General features: G+C 67.7%; 21 protein-coding genes. 11 read left to right on the top strand and 10 right to left on the bottom strand.

The annotated features are described in order from the left end of the window. Nucleotides 1-386 precede the first annotated feature (386 nt). Entirely contained in the window at nucleotides 387-1,463 is a 1,077-nt protein-coding gene (locus PJ259_RS22520) for a TIGR00730 family Rossman fold protein (RefSeq protein ID WP_271654233.1), read from the bottom strand. A 15-nt stretch (nucleotides 1,464-1,478) separates the two neighbouring features. Continuing rightward, nucleotides 1,479-1,886 carry a quorum-sensing-regulated virulence factor family protein gene (locus PJ259_RS22525; protein WP_271654234.1) on the bottom strand — a complete coding sequence of 136 codons (408 nt, stop codon included), beginning with the start codon at nucleotides 1,884-1,886 and terminating at the stop codon, nucleotides 1,479-1,481. Between the two features lie 141 nt (nucleotides 1,887-2,027). Here PJ259_RS22525 and PJ259_RS22530 point away from each other — a divergent pair, with 141 nt between their 5' ends. After that, nucleotides 2,028-2,765, top strand: coding sequence for a tRNA-uridine aminocarboxypropyltransferase (locus PJ259_RS22530; RefSeq protein WP_271654235.1), 738 nt, complete (start codon nucleotides 2,028-2,030; stop codon nucleotides 2,763-2,765). On the opposite strand, the gene PJ259_RS22535 is transcribed toward PJ259_RS22530, so the two are convergent. Next, nucleotides 2,758-3,654 (bottom strand): DMT family transporter, encoded by an 897-nt coding sequence (locus PJ259_RS22535; RefSeq protein WP_271654236.1) that lies wholly within the window; start codon nucleotides 3,652-3,654, stop codon nucleotides 2,758-2,760. The genes PJ259_RS22530 and PJ259_RS22535 overlap by 8 nt on opposite strands. Before the next feature lie 325 nt (nucleotides 3,655-3,979). Between PJ259_RS22535 and erdR the strand changes: the two genes are divergently transcribed. Both erdR and PJ259_RS22545 read left to right on the top strand, forming a co-directional pair. Beyond that, nucleotides 3,980-4,630 (top strand): response regulator transcription factor ErdR, encoded by a 651-nt coding sequence (erdR, locus tag PJ259_RS22540; RefSeq protein ID WP_059314084.1) that lies wholly within the window; start codon nucleotides 3,980-3,982, stop codon nucleotides 4,628-4,630. A 111-nt stretch (nucleotides 4,631-4,741) separates the two neighbouring features. Further along, nucleotides 4,742-5,122: a diacylglycerol kinase gene (locus PJ259_RS22545; protein WP_178083871.1), complete on the top strand. Its 381-nt coding sequence runs from the start codon at nucleotides 4,742-4,744 to the stop codon at nucleotides 5,120-5,122. A 12-nt stretch (nucleotides 5,123-5,134) separates the two neighbouring features. Here the strand turns inward: PJ259_RS22545 and PJ259_RS22550 are convergent, their stop codons facing one another. After that, nucleotides 5,135-6,334: a zinc-binding metallopeptidase family protein gene (locus PJ259_RS22550; protein WP_271654237.1), complete on the bottom strand. Its 1,200-nt coding sequence runs from the start codon at nucleotides 6,332-6,334 to the stop codon at nucleotides 5,135-5,137. Nucleotides 6,335-6,644: 310 nt separating this feature from the next. Here PJ259_RS22550 and PJ259_RS22555 point away from each other — a divergent pair, with 310 nt between their 5' ends. From PJ259_RS22555 to hutC, 7 genes are all read left to right on the top strand, one after another. Further along, nucleotides 6,645-9,125 carry a circularly permuted type 2 ATP-grasp protein gene (locus PJ259_RS22555; protein ID WP_271654238.1) on the top strand — a complete coding sequence of 827 codons (2,481 nt, stop codon included), beginning with the start codon at nucleotides 6,645-6,647 and terminating at the stop codon, nucleotides 9,123-9,125. Beyond that, complete coding sequence (locus PJ259_RS22560) at nucleotides 9,125-10,006, top strand: transglutaminase family protein (protein ID WP_271654239.1); 882 nt, start codon at nucleotides 9,125-9,127, stop codon at nucleotides 10,004-10,006. The genes PJ259_RS22555 and PJ259_RS22560 overlap by 1 nt, the downstream gene beginning before the upstream one ends. A gap of 209 nt (nucleotides 10,007-10,215) precedes the next feature. Further along, a complete protein-coding gene (gene hutI, locus PJ259_RS22565) occupies nucleotides 10,216-11,433 on the top strand; it encodes an imidazolonepropionase (RefSeq protein ID WP_271654240.1) in 1,218 nt (405 codons plus the stop codon). Further along, nucleotides 11,423-12,367, top strand: a complete 945-nt coding sequence (gene hutG / locus PJ259_RS22570) for a formimidoylglutamase (RefSeq protein WP_271654241.1) — start codon at nucleotides 11,423-11,425, stop codon at nucleotides 12,365-12,367. Before hutI ends, hutG begins: the two co-directional genes overlap by 11 nt. A gap of 34 nt (nucleotides 12,368-12,401) precedes the next feature. Continuing rightward, a complete protein-coding gene (hutU, locus tag PJ259_RS22575; protein ID WP_442964866.1) occupies nucleotides 12,402-14,072 on the top strand; it encodes a urocanate hydratase in 1,671 nt (556 codons plus the stop codon). 3 nt (nucleotides 14,073-14,075) lie between these two features. Further along, complete coding sequence (gene hutH, locus PJ259_RS22580) at nucleotides 14,076-15,608, top strand: histidine ammonia-lyase (protein ID WP_059314093.1); 1,533 nt, start codon at nucleotides 14,076-14,078, stop codon at nucleotides 15,606-15,608. 76 nt (nucleotides 15,609-15,684) lie between these two features. After that, nucleotides 15,685-16,398, top strand: coding sequence for a histidine utilization repressor (hutC, locus tag PJ259_RS22585; protein ID WP_271654243.1), 714 nt, complete (start codon nucleotides 15,685-15,687; stop codon nucleotides 16,396-16,398). Between the two features lie 132 nt (nucleotides 16,399-16,530). On the opposite strand, the gene PJ259_RS22590 is transcribed toward hutC, so the two are convergent. The 3 genes from PJ259_RS22590 to PJ259_RS22600 form a co-directional block, all read right to left on the bottom strand. After that, nucleotides 16,531-17,139: an FMN-dependent NADH-azoreductase gene (locus tag PJ259_RS22590; RefSeq protein ID WP_271654244.1), complete on the bottom strand. Its 609-nt coding sequence runs from the start codon at nucleotides 17,137-17,139 to the stop codon at nucleotides 16,531-16,533. Nucleotides 17,140-17,591: 452 nt separating this feature from the next. Further along, a complete protein-coding gene (locus PJ259_RS22595) occupies nucleotides 17,592-18,971 on the bottom strand; it encodes a PepSY-associated TM helix domain-containing protein (RefSeq protein ID WP_271654245.1) in 1,380 nt (459 codons plus the stop codon). 88 nt (nucleotides 18,972-19,059) lie between these two features. Continuing rightward, nucleotides 19,060-19,467, bottom strand: coding sequence for a hypothetical protein (locus tag PJ259_RS22600; protein WP_059314097.1), 408 nt, complete (start codon nucleotides 19,465-19,467; stop codon nucleotides 19,060-19,062). 102 nt (nucleotides 19,468-19,569) lie between these two features. On the opposite strand from PJ259_RS22600, the gene PJ259_RS22605 reads away from it, so the two are divergent. Next, nucleotides 19,570-20,088 carry a GNAT family N-acetyltransferase gene (locus PJ259_RS22605; protein ID WP_271654246.1) on the top strand — a complete coding sequence of 173 codons (519 nt, stop codon included), beginning with the start codon at nucleotides 19,570-19,572 and terminating at the stop codon, nucleotides 20,086-20,088. A 4-nt stretch (nucleotides 20,089-20,092) separates the two neighbouring features. On the opposite strand, the gene cobF is transcribed toward PJ259_RS22605, so the two are convergent. From cobF to PJ259_RS22620, 3 genes are all read right to left on the bottom strand, one after another. Beyond that, nucleotides 20,093-20,854: a precorrin-6A synthase (deacetylating) gene (cobF, locus tag PJ259_RS22610; protein ID WP_271654247.1), complete on the bottom strand. Its 762-nt coding sequence runs from the start codon at nucleotides 20,852-20,854 to the stop codon at nucleotides 20,093-20,095. Between the two features lie 301 nt (nucleotides 20,855-21,155). Then, the gene (locus tag PJ259_RS22615; RefSeq protein ID WP_271654248.1) at nucleotides 21,156-23,771 is read right to left on the bottom strand and encodes an excinuclease ABC subunit UvrA; all 2,616 of its coding nucleotides are present in this window, start codon (nucleotides 23,769-23,771) and stop codon (nucleotides 21,156-21,158) included. A gap of 131 nt (nucleotides 23,772-23,902) precedes the next feature. Then, a complete protein-coding gene (locus PJ259_RS22620; RefSeq protein ID WP_271654249.1) occupies nucleotides 23,903-26,299 on the bottom strand; it encodes a TonB-dependent siderophore receptor in 2,397 nt (798 codons plus the stop codon). Nucleotides 26,300-26,431 lie beyond the last annotated feature (132 nt).

The raw sequence follows: 26,431 nt of genomic DNA on the forward strand, positions 1-26,431 counted from the left end.
TGGCTAGTGCTGTTGGGCTTCGCTACGCTCAGCGCCAGCCTGCAGGTCCATTCTGCCCCCCGGTGAGCGGCTGATTGCGGAAAACGGCTAACCCTCTCTCACTCAGGGAGAGGGTTGGGGTGAGGGCGCGCTTCGCGGTCATGCCCGAGGGGAAAAGGATTCGCCATTCCTGTGCGCTTGCCAGGAAACGCATCGAGTTCAGAGCCATCGCGGCCATGGGCCGCTCCTACAGACCCTGATTTGACTGTAGGAGCGGCCCATGGCCGCGATAGCAGCGATCAACCTCGGTCGCGCAGGTTCGCGGTGGGCACATTGCAGACCATCTCGGCTCTGGTACCAGGGAACGTTGGGCTTCGCTGTGCTCAGCGCCAACTTACATTTTCACCTCAGGCCACCCAATGCTCCGGCCGATTGAGCTCGTCCACCAGTTCACGCAGGCGGCCGTAGTGGCGGCCGTGGAAGTCGAAGGTGAGGCGCGTCAGGTGGGAGAATTCCGCCTCGTCGGCCTCGCCTTCACCCGGCGACAGCTGGGTGAAGTCCGGGGTGCGGCACAGATCACCGAAGTCGGCGGCCAGGCGTTGCAGGCAGGCGGGGGTCACGGGGTGCTTGAGGCGGATATGGAAATGGCCGTCGCGTCGGCGCGTGGAATGATAGTTGCCATAGAAGTGCTCGATCTCGGCGGCGGCCGCCTCGGGCGAGCGCACCAGGCGCACCAGCTTGAGATCGGCGGGCAGGATGTAGCCTTCCTCCAGAAGATTGCGCTCCAGATAGGCCAGGGCGTCGTCCCAGAAGTGGCCGTCGGGCGTATCCAGCAACACCAGCGGCACCAGCGGGCTCTTGCCGGTCTGGATCAGGGTGAGTACCTCGAAGGTCTCGTCCAGGGTGCCGAAGCCTCCGGGGCAGAGCACCAGCGCGTCCGCCTCTTTGAGGAAGAACAGCTTGCGCACATAGAAGAAGTGGAAGGACAGCAGGTGATCCGTGCCTTCGATGGTTGGATTGGCACGTTGCTCGAAGGGCAGGGTGATGTTGAAACCCAGACTGGCTTCGGGCCCGGCGCCCTCGTGGGCCGCACCCATGATGCCGGCGCCGCCGCCGGTGATGACCATCATGTCGCGGCGGGCCAGGGCGCTACCCAATTCGCGGGCGAGGGCGTAGAGGCCGTGATCGATCCGGGTCCGCGCTGAGCCGAACACCGTGACCTTGCGCCGCCGGCGGAAGCGCTCCAGGGTGCGGAAGGCCTGCTCCAATTCCTTCAGCGTCTGCAGCATGATCTTGGCGTCCCAGCGTGCCGGGTTGGTCTGCGCCATGCGCACCACCGTCACCAGCATCTCGCGGTACAGGCCCAGATTTGGGCTGCCGCCGGGCAGGGCATGTTCCAGCAATTCGTCGATACGCTGACCGAGATCCGCGGCGCTGGGCTCCACGTGACGCGCCAGGTAGCTGTCGTCGCTGTCCTCGGTCATGGCACTGACCTCCGTTTACTTGCCCAGGCCGCAGTCGGCGGCCTGGAAGCGCTCGACCATGACTGGCTTGTTGGTCTGGTATTCGGTGAAGTCGTAGACCAGGGTGGCGCCGCGCGCCAGCAACTGGCGATAGCCGTTGTTCTGGCAGACGCTTTCGGCGAGCTGCACCCGTACCGTGGCTGGATTCTCGCGCATGCGGGCGGCATGGGCCGGACGGACGCTGAGGCTGTTGATCAGCTGCTTGCCCTGCACGGTGTAGCCGCGGTCGAGGATGTCTTCGTTGACGGCGCGGGGCGTGCCCTGGCTGCTCTCGGTGGCGACCTTGCGCAGCATCTGGTTGAGCTCGTGGTCCTTGAGCGACTCAGCCGCCTGGGTGGCGAAGGGCAGGGCGAGGGTCAGGGCGAGCAAAGCAAAACGAGGCATCGTGTTCTCCAGCGTAGAGGAGCCCGTTTCGACCGTGGTCGCGGGCGGGGGTTCGCAAGGCGTCTATGCAGGGTAACCCGCCTGGCCGCCGCGGGCATCCCGATCGCTCTGGTAAACTGCGCTTTTTCCCGTGAGCCCGGCATGACCCCGATCAGCGACATCCCTCCCCATGCCGTGGCCCGCCTGCGCCAGGAGCGCCTGGCGCGCAGCATCAAGCCCTTCATCGCCCGCGGCTCGCGCATGGCACGCTGTCCGGCGTGCCGGCTGGCGCCCACCCATTGCCTCTGCGACCTGCGCCCCTTGCGTCAGACCCGCGCCGGGATGTGCCTGCTGATGCATGACGTGGAGCCGCTCAAGCCAAGCAACACGGGTTGGCTGATCGCTGACGTGGTGGCCGATACCCATGCCTTCGGCTGGAGTCGCACGGCAGTGGATCCGGCGTTGCCTGAGCTGTTCAGGCAGCCCAAGTGGCAGCCATTGCTGGTATTTCCCGGCGAATACGCCGACCCGGGTCGGGTAGTCGAAAGCCTGCCACTGGCGCCCGGCCAGCGACCACTGTTCGTGCTGCTGGATGCCACCTGGACCGAGGCGCGCAAGATGTTCCGCAAGAGTCCTTACCTGGACAGCCTGCCGGTGCTGAGCTTCCAGCCCACCGCCCTGTCCCGCTACCGTCTGCGGCGCTCCACCCGCGGCGAGCACCTGTGCACCGCCGAGGTCGCGGCCCTGTGCCTGGAGCTGGCCGGGGAGGCGCCCGCCGGGCGGCTGCTGGAGGCCTATCTGGATGTCTTCAGTGAGCGCTATCTGGACGCCAAGCACCATCTGCCACTGGCGGCGGACAGTCCGGCGAGCCAGCAGCTGAAGGCGCTGCGCGCTAGTTGACCGGCTTGACTTCGACCGGCGCCTGGCGTGGCCAGAGCTGGGCCGCCAGCATGCCGGCGAACATCAGGGCGCAGCCGAGGTAGCCACGGTCGCTGAGGGCCTCACCCAGCAGCCAGGCGCCAAAACCGGCAGCGAACACCGCTTCCAGGGAAAAGATGACCGCCGCGTGGGAGGCGATGGCGCCGCGCTGCGCGAAGACCTGCAGGGTGTAGCCGATGCCGGCGGCGATCACGCCGCCATAGAGCAGGTCAGGCAGGGCAAGGGCGATCCGGGCCGGCTGAAGCGGCTCGAAGGCCAGCGCCAGCAGCAGGCTCAGCACGGCGCAGACCATAAATTGCAGGATCGACAGTACGGTGGCGTCGTGGCGGCTGGAGTAGTGGCCCACGAGCAGGACGTGGATACCCCAGGCCAGGGCGCCAGCCAGTTGCAGCAGATCGCCCGAAGCGACGTGGAAGTTGTCGCCGATGCTCAGCAGCCCCATGCCGACCACCGCCAGGCTGGCGCCGATCCAGGTCCCCAGATGGCTGCGCTGGCCCAGCAGCAGGCCCAGCAGTGGCACCACGATGACATAGAGCCCGGTGATGAAGCCGGAATTGGTCACGCTGGTGAACAGCAGGCCGACCTGTTGCAGATTGATCCCCAGGGTCAGCACCAGGCCCATCAGCAGTCCGCCCTTGAAGGTGTCGCGGGTCAGGCGTTGCTGGCGACCGCGGCGGCGCAGGAACAGCAGCAGCGGCAGCAGGGTAAGGGCGCCCAGGGCGAATCTCAGGCCGGTGTAGAGGAAGGGACCGATGTGCTCCATGCCACCGGTCTGGGCGATGAAGGCGCTGCCCCAGATGATGGCGGTGAGCAGCATGAGCAGGTCGGCACGCAGGGCGGCGCTGGGCATCGGGTGTCTCTTGGGCAAAAAAGCGCAACTGTGCCGCAACCGTCGGGCCTTGCCTACCGTCTGTGGTCCACTCGGCCTTGCCCCCGTCCGCGCCGTTCGGCATGCTGGCGCGATCTCGCATGCAGCCGGCACGCCAGGCTGCTGGTCTGCGCGGACCTCGGAGGCTGTTCCAAGGCTCACGAGCTGGAGACGAACCAGGTGAAGATGACCGAGGGCGCGACGTTTACGCAGGGTAGATGAGCGTCCCGAAGTCATGTCCACCGCCGTTTGGCCAACGCGCAGCAAGCGTTGAGCAGGCTCTCACGACAACAAGGAAGGCTACACCATGGCGGCTGCCTATCAGATATTGATCGCCGACGATCATCCGCTGTTTCGCAGCGCGCTGCAGCAGGCGCTCACCCTGGGCCTGGGCGCCCAGGCGAGTCTCACCGAAGTGGCCGACATCGCCGAACTCCAGGCCTGCCTGGCCGAGCGTACCGACTGGGATCTGGTCCTGCTCGATCTCAACATGCCCGGCGCCTACGGCTTTTCCGGGCTGGTCCTCCTGCGCGGCCAGTATCCCCAGGTGCCGGTGGTGATGATCTCGGCCCAGGAAGAACCGGCCGTGGTGCAACGCGCCCGGGAGTTTGGTGCCAGCGGCTTCATCCCCAAGTCCAGCGATCTGAGTACCCTGCAGCAGGCCGTCAGTCAGGTGCTGGACGGCGACACCTGGTGGCCACCGCAGGTGGAAGGTGCCGCGGCCCTGAGCGAGGAGGCCAAGGCGGCCAGTGCCGGGCTTGCCAGTCTCACGCCGCAGCAGTTCCGGGTGCTCACCATGCTCTGCGAAGGCTTGCTCAACAAGCAGATCGCCTTCGAGCTGAATGTCTCCGAAGCCACGGTCAAGGCCCATGCCACGGCCATCTTCCGTAAACTCGGGGTCCGTACCCGTACCCAGGCGGCGTTGCTGCTGCAACAGCTGGAGAGCACCTCCAGCTAGCTTCGGCAGCTGCTGCCGCTTTCAATGGGCGGTCGCCTTGTGCGCGGCCCCCGGTCCTCACCCTTTTTTTGTAACTGCCGTCCGCCAGGACCGGCAGTGCGATTCTGCTGGATGGAGCTTTCGGTGATCTCTCCCTACAAAGGCAAGACCGGTCTACGCCGGGTCATCAATGCCACGGGCTACTCCCTGGCCGGGCTGCGCACGGCCTTTCGCCAGGAAGCGGCCTTTCGTTCGCTGGTGATGCTCAATGTGGTGCTGGTGCCCCTGGCCTTCTGGCTGGATGTGAGTCGCGGCGAGCGGGCGCTGCTGGTGGCGGTCTGCCTGCTGTCGCTGGTGGTCGAGCTGTTCAATGCCGCCATCGAGGCGGTGGTGGATCGGATTTCCCTGGACTGGCACGAACTGTCGAAGAACGCCAAGGATCTTGGCAGCGCTGCGCAGTTCGTGGCCATGATCATCATCGCCGTGGTCTGGGGCATCGTCCTGCTCGGCTGAGCAGGAGAAGGATCAGACGGTAGCGCCCAAGGTGGCACCCGCTGCGGTGTCATCTGCGGCCAGGTTCTGTTCCAGCACGCTGGGCTGGGCCGAGTGGATGACCTTGTGGATGAAGTGCAGCTTGGCGATCACCGGGGCCGGCAGGGCGAAGGGATAGAAGTCCGGCTGGCCCATGCTGCGTGACAGCTCGTTGAGCATGGCGGCCAGTTCGATCCACGCATTGGCGAAGCCGAGGAATTCGTCGTCGCTGCGGTCTTCGGCCTCATAGAGCGCCTCGCGGGTGAACGGCTGGAAATCCAGCTGCAGGCTGCCAGCGTTCATGCCCAGGCTGGCGGCCGTGGCCAGGGTTTCCATCATGTGCAGATAGTGCGCCCAGGTCTCCGCCCAGTCTTCCCAGGGATGCATGGTGGCGTAGGCACTGACGTACTGGCTTTCCCAGTTGGCCGGAGCACCCTGCTCGTAGTGACGCTTGAGGGCCTCGCCATAGTCGGCGCGCTCGTCGCCGAACAGGGCGCGGAAGGGCTCTTCCCAAGCGGTGCCGGCGACCAGGCGATCGAAGTAGTAGTGACCCACCTCGTGGCGGAAATGGCCGAGCAGGGTGCGATAGGGTTCGTGCATGTCGGCGCGGACCTTTTCCCGGTGGGCATCGTCCGCTTCGAGGATGTTCAGGGTGATGAGGCCATTGGCATGGCCGGTGGTAGGGGTACCGGTAGCATCAGGGGCGAGAAAGTCGAAGGCGAGACCGCGCTCGGCATCGACCGTCTGGGGGATGACCTGCAGCCCCAGGCCCAGCAGCTGGGCGACCAGTTGCCGCTTGGCCAGCTCCAGCTTGCGCCAGCGCTCGCCGTTGCCCTCGAAGGACAGGTCCGGAATGGTGTGGTTGAGCTGGCAGGCCACGCAGAAGCCGTCGCCCGATTCGGCTGGCACCAGCCAGTTGCAAGCGGCTGGGGTATCCAGGTTGGCACAGCGGCGATAGAGGCCGCTGGTCGTCTCGGGTAGCTGCCAGAGGCCACCTTCCGCCGGCAGCAGTGCCGTCGGCGTGCCCTGGTCCGGGGCGTAGCCCAGGGCATTGCCGCAGGCCAGGCATTCGCTGTTGGGAAAGAAGATGGCCTGGCCGCAGGTGCAGTTGGCGACCTTGCGCTGGACGGGCAGGGCGCGCAGGACATTGCGTTGCTGGCGATTCGAACTGTAGCTTCCGAGAAAATTGCGCATGGGGAATACCTGGCGAGAGCGGCCGCGTCGGACGCCAGGCGGAGCGCCGGCGTCTTGCTAGCGCTTTAGTAGAGCGGCCCGACCTTGGAGTTCCGGGTTGTTCGTCGCCTGGGGGCGCTGGCAAGGGCTCTGGAATCGGCGCCCGGACCAGAGGCCAACCCGCGCGCATCGGCGGCCCGCGTTAGCGGTGGCGCATCCAGGCGCGCACCACTACCCTAGGTTACCGTCGACACTGTCGCGCGCCCCCACGGCGTCGGCCCGTTCGGCTCTTGCGAACCTGCTCTCGTATCCTGTCAGCCGTCGTCCGACCATGCCCCCGATCGTCTCCCACAATGCCAGCGACATGACCGGCAGCTACCACGAACTCTGGAGTCCGCGGGGTGGCGTGCGGCCGACCTGGCGGCGCTTCTATGGACACCTGGCGGGTCTGCGTCCGGCGCAGCTCGACCAGCGCCAGGCCCTGATCGCCCGGCAGATCCAGGAAAACGGCGTGACCTACAACGTCTATGCCGATCCCAAGGGCAGTGACCGGCCCTGGGCGCTGGATCTCCTGCCGCAGCTGATCTCGGCGGAGGAGTGGGCACCCCTGGCCGCCGGGGTAGCGCAACGGGCGCGACTGTTGAACCGGGTACTGGGCGATCTCTATGGCGAGCAACGTCTGCTGCACGAGCGGCTGTTGCCGCCAGAGCTGGTATTCGGCCATCACAACTTTCTCTGGGCCTGCCAGGGGCTGCGACCGCCGGGCGATACCTGGCTGCACGTCTATGCGGTGGACCTGGCGCGGGCCCCTGACGGCCGCTGGTGGGTGCTGGCGGATCGTACCCAGGCGCCCTCCGGTGCCGGCTATGCCCTGGAAAACCGGCACATCGTGGCGCGGGCCTTTCCCGAATTGCACCGTGATCTGCAGGCCCAGCCCCTCAATGGCTACTTCCAGGCCCTGCAACGCACCCTGAGCACGGGCCTGGACACCGGCGACGAAGCGCCGCTGGCGGTGCTGCTGACGCCGGGGCGCTACAACGAGACCTACTTCGAGCACCTCTACCAGGCGCGCCAGCTCGGCTTTCCACTGGTGGAAGGCCAGGACCTCACGGTCCGCAACGACCGCCTGTACCTGAAAACCTTGAGCGGGCTGCGTCGCGTCCATGCGGTGTTTCGCCGGCTGGACGACGACTTCTGTGATCCCCTGGAGCTGCGCACCGATTCGGCCCTGGGCGTGCCCGGCCTGTTGGAGGCTGTGCGCCAGGGTAATGTCATCATGGCCAACGCCTTGGGCAGCGGCCTGCTGGAATCGCCCGGCCTGCTCGGCTTCCTGCCGGGGGTCTGCCAGGCCTTGCTGGGTGAGACCCTGGCGCTGCCCTCCGTCGCCACCTGGTGGTGTGGCGAGACGCCGGTCCGGGAAGCGGCCCTGGCGCGGCTGGCGGAACTGGTGATCAAGCCCGCCTATCCCGGCCAGGGATTCGAGCCGGTGTTCGGCAAGGAACTGGATGCTCAGGGCCTGGCCGCCCTGCGTGAACGCATCCTGGCCACGCCCCATGCCTATGTGGCCCAGGAGCGCATCCAGCTCTCGCAGGCGCCGGTCTGGCAGGGCGGCAGCCTGCAGTCACGGGCCATCGGCATGCGTGTCTACGCAGTGGCCAGCGAAGACGGCTACTGGGTCATGCCCGGTGGCCTGACCCGCGTGGCCCACGAAGGCGCTGCCGTGGTGTCCATGCAACGCGGTGGGTCGAGCAAGGATACCTGGGTGCTGGGCGGCAGCCGCGGCGCCGCCGAGGTGCCCGGGGCCCGGGTGCTGGGGGTGCGCGACCTGGTGCGCAAGGACCCCTTCCTGCCCTCGCGCACGGCGGAAAATCTGTTCTGGTATGGCCGCTACAGCGAGCGCTGCGAAGATGCCGCGCGTCTGCTGCGGATCGTGCTGAGCCGTTACCTGGACGCCGACGATGGGGGGCCGGCGGTGCAATCGGCCATCGACCTGGCCACTGCCCTGGAATGGCTGCCGGGGCAGGGCGGGCTCGCCGAGCAGCTGCATGCAGCCCTCGGGCCGGGCGACTTTCCCAGCGGCCTGGGCGCCAATCTGCAGCGCCTGCATTGGGCCGCGGCTCAGGTACGCGGACGGCTGTCGCCGGAGAACTGGCGCGCCATTCGCGAGGTGGAGCGCGAGGCCCATGGCCTGGGCCAGGTAGGCAGCGAGCCGGGCGAAGCGCTGCAGAGTCTCAACCGGCTGGTGATGGCGCTCGCCGCGGTGGCCGGCTTCACCTTCGACGACATGACCCACGACGAGAGCTGGCGCTTTCTGATGATCGGCCGACGCATCGAGCGGGTGCAGTTCCTCGCCGGCAGCCTGGCGCACTTTCTCGAAGGTGGCGCCACCTGGGATGCGGCCGGTCTGGAGTGGCTGCTGGAGCTGGGCAACAGCATCATCACCTATCGCTCGCGCTACCAGGCCGCGCCTCAGTTGATCCCGGTGCTGGACTTGCTGATGCTGCACGAGCACAACCCCTATTCGATCCGCTTCCAGCTGCACGCGCTGATCAACGCCGTGGAGCATCTGGAGCGCTACCATGGCCTGCCGCCCGATCCGGCACTGCACGACGCCTATGACCGGCTGCGTCGCTTCGACCTCGGCACCCTGGAAAACACCCTGTTCGGCGATGCCGGCCGGGTCGAGGTGCAGCAAGGCTTGGCGCGCCTGCTGCGGCAGATCGCCGGGGCCAGCAGCCAGCTGTCCGAGCGGGTCATCTATCGCTGCTTCGCCCATGTCGACGCGGTCAGCCAGCGCACGGTATCCATGTGATGAGCCCGGTCCGCTATCGCATCCAGCACGATACCCACTACCGCTACGAGGCGCCGGTGTCGCTCTCGCAGCAGTTGCTGCACCTGTTGCCGCGCGACTGCGCCTGGCAGCGTTGCCTGTCCCGGCAACTGGCGATCCTGCCGCAGCCGACGCAACGCCAGGACGCCTGGGACGCCTTCGGCAATCCGCTGACCCGACTGTCTTTCGAGCGCCCGCACGACGAACTCTATGTCGGGACCGAACTGGACGTGGAGGTGGACTCCCGCGCAGGTCTCACGCTTGCGGACTCGCCCGCCTGGGAGCAGGTGCGCGACGGGCTGCGCTATCCGGCTGCCCGCGTGGCGCTGGAGGTGCATCACTTTCGCTTCGAATCGCCGGCGGTGCCCCTCGACGGCATCTTCGCCCGCTTCGCCGAGGACTGCTTTCCGCCCGGGCGGCCCCTGTTGCTGGGCTGCCGGGCGCTGATGGAAAAGATCCATCGCGAATTCCGCTTCGACGCCACCGCTACCCAGGTGGCCACGCCCCTGCGCGAGGTGCTCGCGCATCGGCATGGCGTCTGCCAGGACTTCGCCCACCTGATGCTGGCCTGCCTGCGTGGCCTGGGATTGGTGGCGCGCTACGTCAGCGGCTATCTGCTGACCCGCCCACCGCCCGGTAAGCCGCGGCTGATCGGCGCCGACGCCTCCCATGCCTGGATCAGCGTGCATTGTCCGGTGCTGGGTTGGGTCGACTTCGATCCCACCAACGACGTCCTGCCGGATCTCGAACACATCACCCTGGCCTGGGGCCGCGACTTCACCGATGTCTCGCCGTTGCGCGGGGTGATCCTCGGTGGCGGTCACCACGATCCGGTGGTGGAGGTGACGGTGACGCCGCTGTAGCGTCCTGAGCGATCGGAGTGACTTCGCTGCGGCAGCTGGTTTCTAAGTAATTGTCTATACAAAGCAAAAATGACGCTTCTCTGCGGTAGCTCCCCCGATTCCCCATGACTGAGCTCGATTGGGTAGAGAAACAGGGCTGAAGATTGCCTCTGCTTGACGATTATCTGTCTCTCGATTAAATGTATATACATTAATCGGAGAGACCTTTTATGTCCGCCATCGCTCCCCAAACGCTGCTCTGGCGCCACGTCACCCTGTTCGATGGCTTCCAGACCTGGCCCACGCCCATGGCCGTTCGAGTGGACGCTGGCCGCATCGTCGGGCTCTGGCCGGAAGCCGACTTCCAGCCCGCACTGGGCGAAGGGGCTGAGCTGGCCGGGCAGGGCGGGGTGCTGACGCCCGGGCTGGTGGATTGCCATACGCATCTGGTCTACGCCGGCCAGCGCGCCGGGGAATTCGAGCAGCGTCTGGAAGGCGCCAGCTACGCCGAAATCGCCCGCGCGGGTGGCGGCATCCTGGGTACCGTGCACGCCACCCGGGCGGCCAGCGAGGCGGAACTCTTCGCCTTGAGCTTGCCGCGCTTGCAGGCCCTGGCCGACGAGGGTGTCACCACCGTGGAGATCAAGTCCGGCTACGGCCTGACGGTGGCCGACGAACTCAACCTGCTGCGTGTCGCTCGCCAGTTGGGTGAGGCGCTGCCGGTGCGGGTGATGACCACGCTGCTGGGCGCCCATGCCGTGCCGCCGGAATTCCAGGGCGATGCCGATGGCTACGTCGATCTGATCTGCCAGGAGATGATCCCCGCCGCAGTGGCTGAGGGTCTGGCCGATGCGGTGGACGTCTTCTGCGAGGGGATCGCCTTTTCGCCGGCCCAATGCGAGCGGGTCTTCCAGGCAGCACGGGCGCACGGCCTGCCGATCAAGGCCCATGCCGAGCAGCTGTCCAATCTGGGCGGAAGCGCCCTGGCCGCGGGCCTGGGCGCCCTGTCGGCGGATCATGTGGAGTACCTCGACGAAGTCGGCGTGCGCGCCATGGCCGCCGCCGGCACCGTCGCCGTGCTCCTGCCCGGTGCCTTCCTGATGCTGGGCGAAACCCAGCAGCCACCGGTGGAGCTGCTACGCCGGCACGGGGTGCCCATGGCCCTGGCCAGTGACGCCAATCCCGGCACCTCGCCGCTCTATCTGCCTACCCTGATCGCGCATCTGGGCTGCACCCTGTTTCGCCTCACGCCACGCGAGGCCCTGGCCGGCCTGACCGCCCATGCCGCCCAGGCCCTGGGGCGCCCGGAGTTGGGCCGTATCCAGGTGGGCGCCCCGGCGGATCTCTGCCTGTGGGACGTCGATCAACCGGCGGAACTGGCCTACGAGGTGCGGCCGGGTCGCTTGCGGCAGCGCGTCTTCGCCGGGGAGGTGCAGCGTGTTCGCTGATCGCCAGACCCTGGAAATCTGGAGCGGTCGCATCGATCCTGAGCCGGATGCCTTGCGCTGGCACCAGTGCATCCAGCCACTCGCCGTGGACAGCGTACCGGGCGTGGCCCTGCTGGGCTTCGCCTGTGACGAGGGCGTACGGCGCAACCAGGGTCGCGTGGGCGCTGCCGAAGGTCCCACCGCCGTGCGCCGCGCCCTGGCCAACGTGGCCTGGCAGCGGCAAGGGCCGGCCTATGACGCCGGCGATGTCCGCTGCGCCGACGGCGATCTGGAGGGCGCCCAGGCGCGCCTGGCCGATGGCGTACGCCAGCTGCTGGACGCCGGCCATCTGCCCTTGGTGCTGGGGGGCGGTCATGAGGTGGCCTGGGCCAGTTGGTCGGGCCTGGCGCTGCACCTGGCCAGGACCATGCCCAAGCCGCGTATTGGCATCGTCAACTTCGATGCTCATCTGGACCTGCGCGATCCGTCGCGAGGCCCCACTTCCGGTACGCCCTTCGCTCAGATCGCCGCCCACTGCACCAGCCACGGCTGGCCCTTTCGCTATGCCTGCCTAGGGCTGAGTCAGGCGGCCAATACCCGCACGCTGCTCAGGCGCGCTGCCGAACTGGACGTGCTGATCCAGGAAGACCACGAGATTCGCGAGGGCAGCCTGGCGCGCATCGGCGCGGAGCTCGACGCCTTCGCCGCCGACTGTGATGCCCTTTATCTCACGTTCGACCTAGACGTACTGCCCGCAGGCGACGCGCCTGGAGTCAGCGCGCCCGCCGCCCATGGCGTCGGCCTGGCGCTGCTGGAGCCGCTGGTCCGCCGGCTCAAGGCCAGCGGCAAGCTGCGCCTGGCCGATGTGGCCGAACTCAACCCCGCGCTCGATCAGGACGGCCGCACGGCCCGGGTCGCAGCGCGGTTGATCCACACCCTGGCGCTGGATGTTTAGGTCCCGCCTCGAAAACAACAAAAGAGGAACCACCATGACCCGCTTTCGTGAAGGTGAGATTCGCGCCCCTCGCGGCACCCAGCTCAATGCCAAGAGCTGGCTGACCGAAGCGCCGCTACGCATGCTGATGAACAACCTGGATCCCGAGGTCGCGGAAAATCCCCAGGAACTGGTGGTCTACGGCGGCATCGGCCGGGCGGCGCGCAACTGGGAAAGCTACGACCGCATCGTCGCTACCCTCAAGGAACTGGGCGACGACGAGACCCTGCTGGTGCAGTCGGGCAAGCCGGTGGGGGTGTTCAAGACCCACGCCGATGCCCCGCGGGTGCTGATCGCCAACTCCAACCTGGTACCGCACTGGGCCAGCTGGGAGCATTTCAACGAACTGGATGCCAAGGGCCTGGCCATGTACGGCCAGATGACCGCCGGCAGCTGGATCTACATTGGCAGCCAGGGCATCGTCCAGGGCACCTACGAGACCTTCGTCGAGGCCGGCCGCCAGCACTATCAGGGCGATCTGCGCGGCCGCTGGGTGCTGACCGCGGGCCTCGGTGGTATGGGCGGTGCCCAGCCACTGGCCGCGACCCTGGCCGGCGCCTGCTCGCTGAACATCGAGTGCCAGCAGAGCCGCATCGATTTCCGCCTCAAGACCCGCTACGTGGACGAACAGGCCAGCGACCTGGACGACGCCCTGGCGCGCATCGCCCGGCACACCGCCGCCGGGGCCGCGGTTTCCGTCGCGCTGCTGGGCAACGCCGCCGAGATCCTCCCCGAGCTGGTCCGCCGCGGCGTGCGTCCTGACATGGTGACCGACCAGACCAGCGCCCACGACCCGCTCAACGGCTACCTGCCGGCTGGCTGGAGCTGGGAGCAATACCGCGATCGCGCCCAGACCGATCCAGCCGCGGTGGTGGCCGCGGCCAAGCAGTCGATGGCCGTGCATGTCCAGGCCATGCTGGACTTCCAGCGCCAGGGTATCCCGACCTTCGACTACGGCAACAACATCCGCCAGATGGCCCAGGACGCCGGCGTCGCCGATGCCTTCGCCTTCCCGGGTTTCGTCCCGGCCTATATCCGCCCGCTGTTCTGCCGCGGCATCGGTCCCTTCCGCTGGGCGGCGCTGTCGGGTGATCCCGAGGACATCTACCGCACCGACGCCAAGGTCAAGGAGCTGATCCCCGACGATGCCCACCTGCACCGCTGGCTGGACATGGCCCGTGAACGCATCGCCTTCCAGGGCTTGCCAGCACGCATCTGCTGGGTCGGCCTGGGCCAGCGGGCCAAGCTGGGCCTGGCGTTCAACGAAATGGTGCGCAGCGGTGAACTCAAGGCGCCCGTTGTCATTGGTCGCGACCACCTGGACTCTGGCTCGGTGGCCAGCCCCAACCGCGAGACCGAAGCCATGCAGGACGGCTCCGATGCCGTCTCCGACTGGCCGCTGCTCAATGCCCTGCTCAATACCGCCAGCGGCGCTACCTGGGTCTCGCTGCACCATGGCGGCGGGGTAGGGATGGGCTTTTCCCAGCACTCCGGCATGGTCATCGTCTGCGATGGCACCGATGCCGCCGCGGCGCGCATCGCCCGGGTCCTGCACAACGACCCGGCCACCGGGGTGATGCGCCACGCCGATGCCGGCTACGACATTGCCATCGAATGCGCCCGCGAGCAGGGCCTGAATCTGCCCATGATCGGCAAAGGAGTCTGATCGATGAACACCCTGACCCTGAAACCTGGCACCCTCGATCTGGCCCAGCTGCGCCAGGCCTACCAGCAGCCACTGCGCGTCGAGCTGGATCCAGCGGCTTATGCGGCCATAGACGCCAGCGTGGCCTGCGTGGAAAACATCTTGGCCGAAGGCCGGACTGCCTATGGCATCAACACCGGCTTCGGCCTGCTGGCCTCGACACGGATCGCGCCGGCGGATCTCGAAAAGCTGCAGCGTTCCCTCGTCCTGTCCCATGCCGCTGGCGTGGGCGAGGCGCTGGACGACGACCTGGTGCGGCTGATCATGCTGCTCAAGGTCAACAGCCTGGCCCGTGGCTTTTCCGCCATCCGCCGCCAGGTTATCGAAGCCCTGATCGGCCTGATCAACGCCGAGGTCTATCCGCATATCCCGCTCAAGGGCTCGGTGGGCGCCTCGGGTGACCTGGCGCCGCTGGCGCACATGTCGCTGGTGCTGATCGGCGAGAGCAAGGCGCGTTACCAGGGCCAGTGGCTGCCGGCCCGCGAGGCGCTGGCGGTGGCGGGTCTCGAACCCCTGACCCTGGCCGCCAAGGAGGGCCTGGCGCTGCTCAATGGCACCCAGGTGTCCACCGCCTATGCCTTGCGCGGATTGTTCGAAGGCGAAGACCTGTTTGCCGCGGCCACGGTCTGCGGCGGCTTGAGCGTCGAGGCCATGCTCGGTTCCCGGGCGCCCTTCGATGCGCGCATCCATGCCGCGCGGGGCCAGCGCGGCCAGATCGACGTGGCCGCGGCCTATCGCGAACTGCTCACCGCCAGCAGCGAGGTCTCCCGCTCCCACGCCAATTGCGACAAGGTCCAGGATCCCTATTCGCTGCGCTGCCAGCCCCAGGTGATGGGCGCCTGCCTGACCCAACTGCGCCAGGCGGCCGAGGTCTTGGAGGTCGAAGCCAACGCCGTGTCCGACAACCCCCTGGTATTCGCCGAGGAGGGCGATGTCATCTCCGGCGGCAACTTCCACGCCGAGCCGGTGGCCATGGCCGCCGACAATCTGGCCTTGGCGCTGGCCGAGATTGGCGCCCTGTCGGAGCGGCGCACCTCGCTGATGATGGATAGGCACATGTCCCAGCTGCCGCCCTTCCTGGTGGAGAACGGCGGGGTCAATTCCGGTTTCATGATCGCCCAGGTCACCGCGGCGGCCCTGGCCAGCGACAACAAGGCGCTGGCCCATCCGGCCAGCGTCGACAGCCTGCCCACCTCGGCCAACCAGGAAGACCACGTGTCCATGGCGCCCAACGCCGGCAAGCGCCTGTGGGCCATGGCCGAGAACGTGCGTGGCATCCTCGCCATCGAGTGGCTGGGCGCCTGCCAGGGCCTGGATTTCCGTCACGGCCTGAAGAGTTCGGAGCGACTGGAAAGGGCGCGCAGCATCCTGCGCGAGCGGGTGCCCTACTATCAGGAAGACCGCTTCTTCGCCCCGGACATCGAGGCCGCCAGCGCTCTGCTGGCCAGCGGCTGCCTGAACGCGCTGGTCACGCCGCGGCTGCTGCCCAGTCTCTGAGACGGACGCGGTCCGGCAGCCAGAAGGCCGGACCGCGCGTTATCATCGGCTTCCCATTTTCCGGCCTGGAGTTCGCGTGAGCAGCACGACACCCCCGCGCTACAAGGTGATCGAGGACTTCCTGCTCGAACGCATCCAGGGTGGTGCCTATCCGGTGCATCACCAGATCCCCACCGAAGAACAGCTGGCGCGGGATTTCGCCGTCAGCCGCATGACCGCCAACAAGGCCATCACCCGCCTGGTGCAACAGGGCTACCTGATGCGCCAGGCGGGCCTCGGCACCTTCGTCATCGAGCGCAAGGCCGAATCCTCGCTGCACGAGGTGATGAACATCGCTGCCGAGGTACGTGCCCGGGGGCACCAGTATTCCAACGAGGTGCTGCGCAGCGAGGCCGTCGCCGCCGATGACGAGGTGGCCCTGCGCCTGGGGCTGCGGATCGGCAGTCAGGTCTTTCACAGCATCCTGGTACACCGCGAGGATGGCGTGCCCATCCAGCTGGAAGACCGCTACGTCAATCCGCGCTGGGTGCCGCATTATCTGGAGAGTGATTTCAGTCGCCAGACGCCCAACGAGGTACTGGTGGCCAGCTGTCCGATCAGTGATGTGGAGCATATCGTCGAGGCGGTGCTGGCTAACGCCCAGACGGCGCGCTGTTTGGAGATCGCCGAGGGGGCGGCTTGCCTGTCGATGATCCGCCGCACCTGGTCGGACGAACACCTGGTCAGCTATGTACGGCTGCTGCATCCGGGCGACAGGTACAAGCTGAGCTCGACGACCCGGCATCGCTGAGGGGCTTGATGTGGGGAGGGGTGTTGGGCTTCGCTGCGCTCGGCCCAACCTACGAGACTGTTCGCACGCGCCGATTTGCCCCCTCTCCCCTTGGGAGAGGGTTGGGGTGAGGGTAGCCCCTGCAGCCAGCGATCAGAGCTTGCTCACCAGCGCCACGGCGTCCTGTTTGGCCTGGTCGCGCGAAGCCTGATCGACCTCGGCACCGAATAGGGTCTTTTCCACCACCACGGTGTGCATCCGGTCGATGCCGACCATCTCGCACCAAGTGCGCAGATAGGACTCCTGGTGCTCCTGGCGATCCAGGGCCGCACCGCGGGCAGCGATCACCAGTGCCTGGCGACCGCCGAGCAGGCCATTGAGGCCGCGCTCGTCGAAGGTGAATAGCAGGTCTTTCTGGCTGACCACGTCGAACAGCTGCTTGAGCTTGTAGGGGATGCCGAAATTCCAACAGGGCACGCCGAACAGCAGTACATCGGCAGCCTTGAAGCGCTGCGCCAGCGCCTTGGCGACCGTCCAGGCGTGCGCCTGCTCGGCGCTCAGGGACTCGCCCTGGATACCGGCGTACTTGGCGTCGAGAATGGGACCGTCGAATTCCGGCAGGTCGCAGTGCCAGACATCGAGAGTGTCCACCTCGGCGTCTGGATGCCTGTCCTGCCAGGCCTGGATAAAGGCGTTGGCGACGTCCAGGGAGGCGGAGCGATCCTGGCGGGGCGAACCTATCACGTGCAGCAGTCGGGGCATGGGCAGATCCTTGCTCGTTGGGGATTGCGATAACTATAAGCGTCTCGCTGGAGCGTGCCAGCCTCGAATGGGGTGTGCCGATGGATGGTCTGGGGGGCGGTTTCTGGAGTGACGATTGGTGTTGGGCGGACCCTCACCCAGCGTTCTCCCGGAGGGAGAGGGGGCCGCCTGGCGCGGGCGGGAGGCTGCACTCCACGCGTTCGGGATGGGCCCAGGTGGAAAACGCTGCGCGGTTTTCCACGCTACGGTTGCGATTGGGGACGGGCCCTCACCCCAGCCCTCTCCCAGAGGGAGAGGGGGCGGATTGGTGTGAGCGGGAGGCTGCGCTCCACGTGTGCGGCATGGGCACAGGTGGAAAACGCTGCGCGGTTTTCCACGCTACGGCTAGGTGAGGAGGTAGCTGCGTAGGTTGGGCTGAGCGCAGCGAAGCCCAACAATTATCCATCCCCACCTCAGGCCGAACCTGCCTCCGCACGCAGAGCCGGGCCGCGCAGGCCGAGCAGGGTGTCCAGCAGCAGAAACAGCAGCAGGCTGCCGCCGAGCACCGGGAGGCACAGGCCGAGCAGCAGGGCCGTCGCCGGGACCAGCAGGCGCGGCAGGGGCGACAGCTGCCGCCAGAGGGCGATCAGGCCGGGTTGCGCCGGGTCGCGGGTGGGACGGCGGCGCCACCAGAGCAGGTAGCCCCATACGGTCATCACCAGCAGCCCCAGGGCGATGGCCACCAGCACCAGCTGGTTGGCCAGGCCGAACAGCACGCCCATGTGGGCATCGATGCCCCAGCGGGTCAGCTTGGCTGGCAGCGAGTACTCGGCGAAGCGCACCTGATCCACCACTTTCAGGCTGGTCGGATCGACGGAGACGGCGTCCACCCGGGTCGGCCAGCGGCGATCGATTTCGCTGACCGTCCAGGCCTTGTCGTCACTGCGGGCCGGGCGGATCTCCAGCTTGCCGGCGTCGATACCGGCCGCACGGGCACTGGCCAGCACCTGGTCGAAGGTGGTCGGATCCAGCGACGGCGCCTTGGCCATGTGCATGGCGCCATGGCCATGGTGCTCAGCATGCTCGTCGTGGGACATGGCCGGGGTTGGGGCGTTGCCCAGGGCGGTCTTCACGCTGGGGGTGGACCAGCCGTAGTGGGCGCGCAGCACGCCGATGTTGTCGCCGGCGAAGCGCGACCAGGTCAGGCCGGTGGCGGACAGGAACAGCAGCCCGCCCAGCAGCCAGACACCGGTGCTGGCATGCAGGCCGCGTAGCCCTCGTGCCGGCCGGCGCTGGCGGCGGCGCACCAGCCAGAGCGTCAGGCCGCCGAGGGCGGCGACCCATAGCCAGGAGGCGGCCAGTTCGCTGTAGAGACGTCCGGGCTCACCCAGCAGCAGGCTGCGGTGGAACTGATCGATGGCGGTGCGCAGTGGCAGGATGCCGCTGGTGCCATAGACGGTCAGGTCGCCACGAATGGCGCCGGTGACCGGATCGACGAAGAGGGCGCGATGGGCCGATTCGCCCAGGGACGGATCGTTGAACATCACCCGGGTGGTGTCGCCCACCGCCGGGGCCGGACGCACGGCGCCCAGGCTCAAGGCCGGGCCCGCCACCGCCTGGGCAGCACGGATCTGCTCGGCCAGCGGCAGCGTCTCACCGCGACTGGGGGTGTGCAGGGCCTCGGCATAGAGGCGTGCTTCGAGTTGCGGCGTCAGGGCATAGAGCAGGCCGCTGGCGGCGGCCACCAGCAGGAAGGGGCCGATGAAGAGGCCAATCAGGAAATGCAGCCGCGCCAGCAGTTGCAGCAGCGGCCCCGGCGTCTTGGCGGCCGGAGCGGAGGGGTGCGAAGTCATAGCGTTCACCACGGGTCGGCACGCGGCCAGCCGTTGGCCGCGTGCGGGATTACGAAAAAAGAGCACAGCAGTTTTCGTAGCCGAGGCGTCAGGGGGCCTGGGGGTGAAGCGCGGAGCGATAGGCCCGTGGCGGGGGCGGCAGGGCGCTCTGGTAGCGGCGGCGATGGGGATCGCCGGGCCGCAGCAGCCATTGCAGGGCGATGGCCAGCAGGGTGGCCAGGAACAGGGTGGCGGCAAAGACGCAATCGCCGGTGGGCGAGAGCGTGGTGATGCTGCCACCCGGCAGGCCGGCGTGCATGCCGGCCATGTCGTCCTGGGCCGCCTGCGACTGGGCACCCTGGTGGTGCTCGTGCACCTGCGTGGAGAGGGGCGAGGCCGGCAGGGTAAGGCGCGCCAGCATCTGACCGTGGCCCAGGGCGCAGACGAGTCCGTTCAACAGGATGCAGGCGAGCAGCATCCAGGCGAGCGAAGCGCGTGGGGAACGGACGGTTTTCATGACAGGGGACTGTATCATCGTCGTAGGCAGCGCACAGCCCGGCGGGCGCCGCCCTGCGCCGAAATGTCGCGCCCCCATGGGCCGCCCAGACCAGAAGAGACCATGAGCGAAGCGCCAATCATCACCCTGGATCGGGTCATCTCAGCGGATGACGGGATAGCCACCTTTCTGCTGGCGAGCTATCGCAAGGTGTTCGCCAGCCGCGCCGACGCCGCAGCGGTGCCGAGGGATCTGCGTCTTTTCGCCGATCACTATGGCGTTGGCCAAGGCTGCCTGCTGATCGCTCGCGACGCTTCTGGCAAGCCCATCGGCAGCATCGCCTATCGGCCCTATGACCGGCGTTTTCCGCAGCTGGCCTATCCTGGCGAGCGGGTGGTCGAAGTGGTTCGCCTGTATGTCGCACCCCCCTACCGGCGCCAGGGCCTGGGGCGACGGCTGTTCGGCGCGCTGCTGGCACAGGCAGGGCGGGACGGCGTGGCGCGTCTCTACCTGCACACCCATCCCTTCCTGCCCGGTGCCGAGGCCTTCTGGCTTGGCCAGGGCTTTCGGGTCGTCGAGCGGGAATCGGCCTTGCCCTGGCGGACCATCCATCTGGATCGCCGGCTAAGGGACGCACGGTAGCGGCTCAGGCGTCTGCCGGCCCCCGGCAGAGCAGATAGGTATCCATGATCCAGCCATGCCGGGCACGCGCAGCGCTGCGGGTCTGGTGGATGGTCTCGGCCACCTCCTGCAGCGGTCCGGCGATGAGGATCTCGTCCGCCGTGCCCACATAGGCACCCCAGTAGATATGCAGGCCGGGCTCGTCCAGGCGGCGATAGGCTTCGTGGGCGTCGAGCATCACCACCAGGCTGTCGAGGTGGGCGGGAAAGCGCTCCAGGCGCCGACCGGGGGTGATCTCCAGCGCCTGGCCGATGCGATTGAGCGGCACCCGATGACGGGCGGCCAGGGCCTGGACACTGGAGATCCCGGGGATCACCTCGTAGTCGAAAACCAGGTGCCCCTCACGCCGGAGGGCGGCGAGGATGCGCAGGGTACTGTCGTACAGCGCCGGATCGCCCCACACCAGGAAGGCACCGCAGTCGTCCGGCCCCAGTTCCTCCTCGATCATCCGCGCCATCAGCCTCTGCTTGGCGGTGTTGAGGTCGTCCACCGCCTGGCGGTAGTCACCCTCGCGGCGACGTTCGGGGATGGGCGCGCTAACGAAGCGATAGCCCGGTTCGCGGATGTGGCGGGCGCAAACCGTTTCGCGCAGGTGGATCAGGCTGTCCTTCTCGGCGCCCTTGTCGAACAGGAAGAACACCCGGGCGCGATTCAGCGCCTTGATGGCCTGGAGGGTGAGGTGGTCGGGATCGCCGGCGCCTATGCCGATGACCAGCAGCGTTTTCATGGCGTCGTCTCAGCGCAGGTCGGGGGCTCCAGTGTAACCAGGGACGTGGCCTCGGGAGAGCCGTTCGCCATCGTCGGCCACGTTCTTCGCCAGCACCGGCAAGCCAGTCCAGGCGATGCCGATAGGGCAGTGCAGCAGCCAGCCCAGGGTGACTTCAAGGCGAATGCCTGGTAGAGCCCACCCTGGGCCGGCCCACCGCCCTGCGCGACGGCGTGCGCCACGCTGCCGTCTGCCCGGCACCCCGCTACCTGGAGTGCCCGCCGTTCCAACGCCTGTTGGGTATCCGTCAGCGCCGCTCGGTTCAGGCGTCGAACAAGGGCCGCAAATAGGGCGCCGTGGGGCTGGCGGGATCCTCCGCCACTGCGCGCGGCGTGCCGCAGGCAACGATGCGGCCGCCCGCCGTGCCGGCGCCGGGACCGATGTCGATCAGCCAGTCGCTGCCGGCCACCACCTGCAGGTTGTGCTCCACCAGCACCACGGTATTGCCTTCGTCGACCAGGCCGTGCAGTTGGCGCATCAGCCGCTCCACGTCGGCCGGGTGCAGGCCGGTGGTGGGTTCGTCAAGCACATAGAGGGTAGTGCCACGGCTGGTGCGCTGCAGCTCGGTGGCCAGCTTGATGCGCTGGGCCTCGCCACCGGAGAGTTCGGTGGCCGGTTGACCCAGGCGCAGGTAGCCCAGGCCGATGTCGACCAGCACCCGCAGCGCCCGCGCCACCGGGGCTTCCTCGGCGAAGAAGGCTAGGGCCTCGTCCACCGTCAGACCCAGGACCTCGGCGATGGTCTTGCCTTGCCAGCGCACCTCCAGGGTCTCGGGGTTGTAGCGCGCGCCCTGGCAGGTGGGGCAGGCGGCGTAGACGCTGGGCATGAACAGGAGCTCGACGCTGACGAAGCCCTCGCCTTCGCAGGTCGGGCAGCGGCCCTTGGCGACGTTGAAGGAGAAGCGCCCGGCATCGAAGCCGCGTTCCTGGGCCTCGGGGGTGGCGGCGAACAGCTTGCGCACCCCGTCGAACAGCCCGGTGTAGGTGGCCAGGTTGGAGCGTGGGGTGCGGCCGATGGGCTTCTGGTCCACCGGTACCAGCCGGCGGATACCGCCGAGGCCATCGACCACCTGGCCGGTGGTGGCGGGCAGGGCGTCGCCGTCCAGTTCCGGCGTTTCGTCCCCGTCCTCGGCGGCGCGCTGGCCCAGTTCGGCGCCTACCAGCTCCAGCAGCGCCTGGCTGACCAGGCTGGACTTGCCGGAACCGGAGACGCCGGTCACCGCGGTCAGGCAGCCCAGCGGAAAGGCGGCGTCCAGCCCCTGCAGATTGTTGCGGGTGACCCCGGCCAGGCGCAGCCAGCCCTGGGGTTCGCGGGGTGGTCGGGTCTCGCGTTGCGGCGCGGCGAACAGGTAGCGCGCCGTCACCGACTCCGCGACCTCGGCCAGACCCGCGGGGGGACCGCTGTAGAGCACCCGGCCACCGCCTTCGCCGGCCGCGGGACCGACATCCACCAGCCAGTCGGCACGTTTCATGGTGGCTAGGTCGTGCTCCACCACGAACAGCGAATTGCCCTGGGCCTTGAGGCCGTCGAGGGCTTCCAGCAGGGACTCGCCATCGGCCGGATGCAGGCCAGCGGAAGGCTCGTCCAGCACATAGACCACGCCGAACAGCTGGGACACCAACTGGGTGGCCAGGCGCAGGCGCTGCAATTCACCGGAGGAAAGAGTAGTGGTGCTGCGCTCCAAGGCCAGATAACCAAGGCCCAGGCGGGTAAGGGTCTGCAGCCGTTCCAGCAATTCGGTGGCCATGCGCTGGGCGGCCAGGCGTTTCTCCGGCGAGAGATCGGGGGTACGGCGCACGTCCGGGGCACTGGCGTGATCGCTGCCGCCAGCGGCCTTGCGCCGGGCGCGATCCTGCTTACCGGCCTTGGCGTCCAGCACGCTGCTGTCCTGGGTGTCGTCGAAATCCCCCGCGGCCACCCGGCGCAGCAGCACGCTCAGGTCATCCAGCGGCAGGCGTGACAGCTCGCCAATGTCCAGGCCGGCGAAGGTCACCGAGAGCGCCGCCCGGGTCAGCCGCTTGCCGTGGCACAGCGGGCAGGTCTGGCCAATCATGAAGCGCGCCGCGCGCTGCTTCATCTTGGCGCTCTGGGAATTGGCGAAGGTGTGCAGCACATGGCGCCGCGCGCCGGTGTAGGTGCCCTGGTAGCTGGGCTCGGCCTTGCGTTTGAGCGCGGCGCGGGCCTGCTCGGGGGTGAGGCCGGCATAGACCGGGACGGTGGGCTGCTCCTCGGTGAAAAGGATCCAGTCGCGCTGCTTCTGCGGCAGGTCGCGCCAGGGAATGTCGACGTCATAGCCCAGGGTGACCAGGATATCGCGCAGATTCTGCCCGCCCCAGGCGGTGGGCCAGGCGGCGATGGCGCGCTGGCGGATGGTCAGCGAGGGGTCCGGCACCATGGAAGCTTCCGTCACCTCGTAGACCCGGCCCAGGCCGTGGCACTCGGGGCAGGCGCCTTGGGGCGTGTTGGGCGAGAAATCCTCGGCATAGAGCATCGGCTGGTCGGCGGGGTAGCGACCGGCGCGGGAATAGAGCATCCGCACCAGGCTGGAGAGCCCGGTCACGCTGCCCATGGACGAACGACTATTGGGCTGGCCGCGCTGCTGTTGCAGGGCCACCGCCGGCGGCAGGCCTTCGATGGCCTCCACCTGGGGCACCCCCACCTGGTCGATCAGCCGCCGCGCATAGGGCGCCACCGATTCGAAGTAGCGGCGCTGGGCCTCGGCATAGAGGGTGCCGAAGGCCAGCGACGACTTGCCCGAGCCGGACACCCCGGTGAACACCACCAGGGCATCGCGGGGGATGTCCACGTCGACGTTCTTCAGGTTGTGCTCGCGGGCACCGCGGACGGAGACGAAACCGGGACGGGGGGAGGAGGGCATGACGGGCGGAAACCTTGTCTGAGAGCGTGCAGATTCGGACCGCGGCACGGCGCAAAGGATCGCCGGGCGATACCGGACGACGGGACAGAGGTCTCATCGTCCGGTTGCCCAGGCTCAAGGTTGCAGCGGGCTCAGAAGGTGTAGCTGACCGATAGCGTCGCGTTGCGCGGCGCACCGTAGTTGCCGCTGGTGGCGTTGTTGTACAGCGACAGCAGGTATTTGCGGTCGGTGAGGTTGTTGAGATTGAGCTGGGTGCTCCAGTGTTCGTCGAAGTCGTAGCTGCCCAGCAGATCCACCAGCGCATAGGCGTTCTGGTGGATGCGGCTGTTGTTGTCGTTCTCGATACCGCTCTGCCATCTCAGCCGCGCGCCGACCTTGGCCTGGGGCAGGCCCGGCAGGCGATAGGTCGCCAGGCCACGCAGGCTGTGGCTGGGCACGAATTTGCGCGCCCGCTCGCCGTCCGCGTCGTCGATGCGCACATAGGTGTAGCCCGCCAGCAGGTCCAGGCCGGGCAGCGCCTCGCCGGAGGCCTGCAGCTCCAGGCCATGGCTCCGGTAGTCGGTGGTGTCGTAGAGGGTACGCGAACCCGTGAGCACCGAGGTCGAGGCGACGTTGCGCTGCTCGGTCTTGAACACCGCGGCGGTGAGGCTCAGGCGATCGTCGAACAGGCCGCCCTTGATGCCGGCTTCCAGGCTCTTGCCCTCCAGCGGGTCGAGCAGCCGACCATCCAGCCCAAAGCTGTATTGCGGGCTGAAGATCTTGGTCCAGCTGGCATAGAGACTCCACTGCGGACTCAGGTCGTAGACCAGGCCGGTGTAGGGGGTGACTTCGCCATGGACGCGGGTGTAGTAATCGTCGCCATAGCTCAGGCCGCTGGCATCGGCGCTGAGCATCCGCGCGCCCACGATCCAGTGCAGATCGTCGATCAGGTTGAAGCGGGCACCGGCGAACAGGCTCTTCTGGCGATCGGTGAAATCCTGGGTATGGCCGATATCGTCGGTGTATTGCAGCGACGGCTCGGGGACGCCGGCCAGGGAGCCGGAGAGGGTGGTGGGGTAGTAGCCGTCCTCGGCGAGGATCTTTTCGCGTAGCTTCTGGTGGGTCCGGCCGTAGCTGGCGCCCAGGGTGAGTTCGTGGTCACGGCCAAACAGCTGGAAGGGGCCGGACAGCCTGGCCTCGCCGATCAGCTGGTGCGCCTTGCTGGCGGAGTGGTCGCCGAAGGCGGTGGCGTCATCGCCACTGACTCCGAAGAGGTAGTACATGTCGGCGTTCTGCCGCTCGGTGACGCCGGTCGCCGTGAGGGTACCCTGCCAGCCGTTGCCGAAGTCGTGGGTGAATTCGCCGAAGACGCGCTGGGTGTCCAGATTCCAGTAGGTCCAGTCCTGGCCGACACTGGCGCTGCGACTGCCGTAGTGGAGGGGATTGCCGTCCACATCGGCCAGCGGCAGGTTGCCCCAGGAGCTGCCGTTGGCGTCGCTGTTGTGCTGGGAGAAGCCGAGGGTCAGGGTATCGGCGTCGCTGAGGTCGAAGGCCACCAGGCCGGCGGCAACGTTCTTTTCATGACCATAGCGATCCAGCCAGGAATTACCCTTGTCGTGGGCGTAGATGAAGCGCCCGCGCACGTTGCCGGTCTCCGTCAAGGGCCCGGAGACATCGGCATCCACCCGGCGGTTGTCCCAGGAACCGACGCTGGCGCCGAGCCTGGCCTGGAACTCGGCGGTGGGCCGCTTGCGCACGAAGTTGACCGCCGCGGAGGGATTGCCGGTGCCACTCATCAGGCCATTGGCCCCGTGCAGGACGTCCACCTGCTCGTATTCGGCCAGGTCTTGGTCGCCCACCAGGGTGGTGCTGACGAAGGGCATGCCCATGCCGTCGTACTGGAAGCTGTTGATGTCGAAGCCGCGCGAGGTGAACTGGGTGCGGTCGGTCTCGGTTTGCTCGACGGTCACCGATGGGGCGGCACGCAAGGCTTCCTTGATGCTCTGCAGGCGGAAATCCTCGACCTGGTCGCGGGTCAGGGTGGTGATCGCCTGGGGTGTCTGCCGCTCTGTCAGGCCCAGGCGCGTGGTACTGGTGCTGACCGGGCGCTGGTAGCCGACATCCGCGCCACCGCCCGTGGCGCTGGCCTGGATGGTGGTTTCGGGCATGGCCAGGGCGGTCTCGGCGCTGCCGGCTTCCAAGGCATAGATGCCGGCGCCACGTTCGCTCCAGCGATAGCCGCTGCCACGCAGCAGGCGCTCGAAACCCTGGTCGAGGGTATAGCGGCCCTGCAGTCCCGGACTGCTGCGCCCGGCCAGCGGCGCCGGATCGAATACCAGCTGGACCCCGGCGGTGGCGGCGAAACGGGCCAGCACCGCAGTCAGCGGACCGGCGGGAACCCGGTAGTCACGCACCTCCGCGGCGGCCAGGGCCGGCAGCGGCAGCAGGGCCAGTCCAGTAGCGGCCAGGGGCACGCCCTGCAGGGCGGCGGCCAGGATCAGTGGGGTGAGGGCTCGGGTGCCGGGTTGCTGCCGGTGGATCTTTGCCATGTCGTGTTGCCGTCCTCTAGAGCGCGCCAGGCGCGGGCTGCCACCGCTCTCCATGAGGGTGTCTGCAGCTATCCCGGACGAGCGCGGGAAAGTGCTCAGGGGCGGCGCACTTTATTTTTTTCATCCGCCGCT

Source organism: Pseudomonas sp. JBR1, assembly GCF_028198185.1.
Lineage (GTDB): Bacteria > Pseudomonadota > Gammaproteobacteria > Pseudomonadales > Pseudomonadaceae > Chryseomonas > Chryseomonas oryzihabitans_E.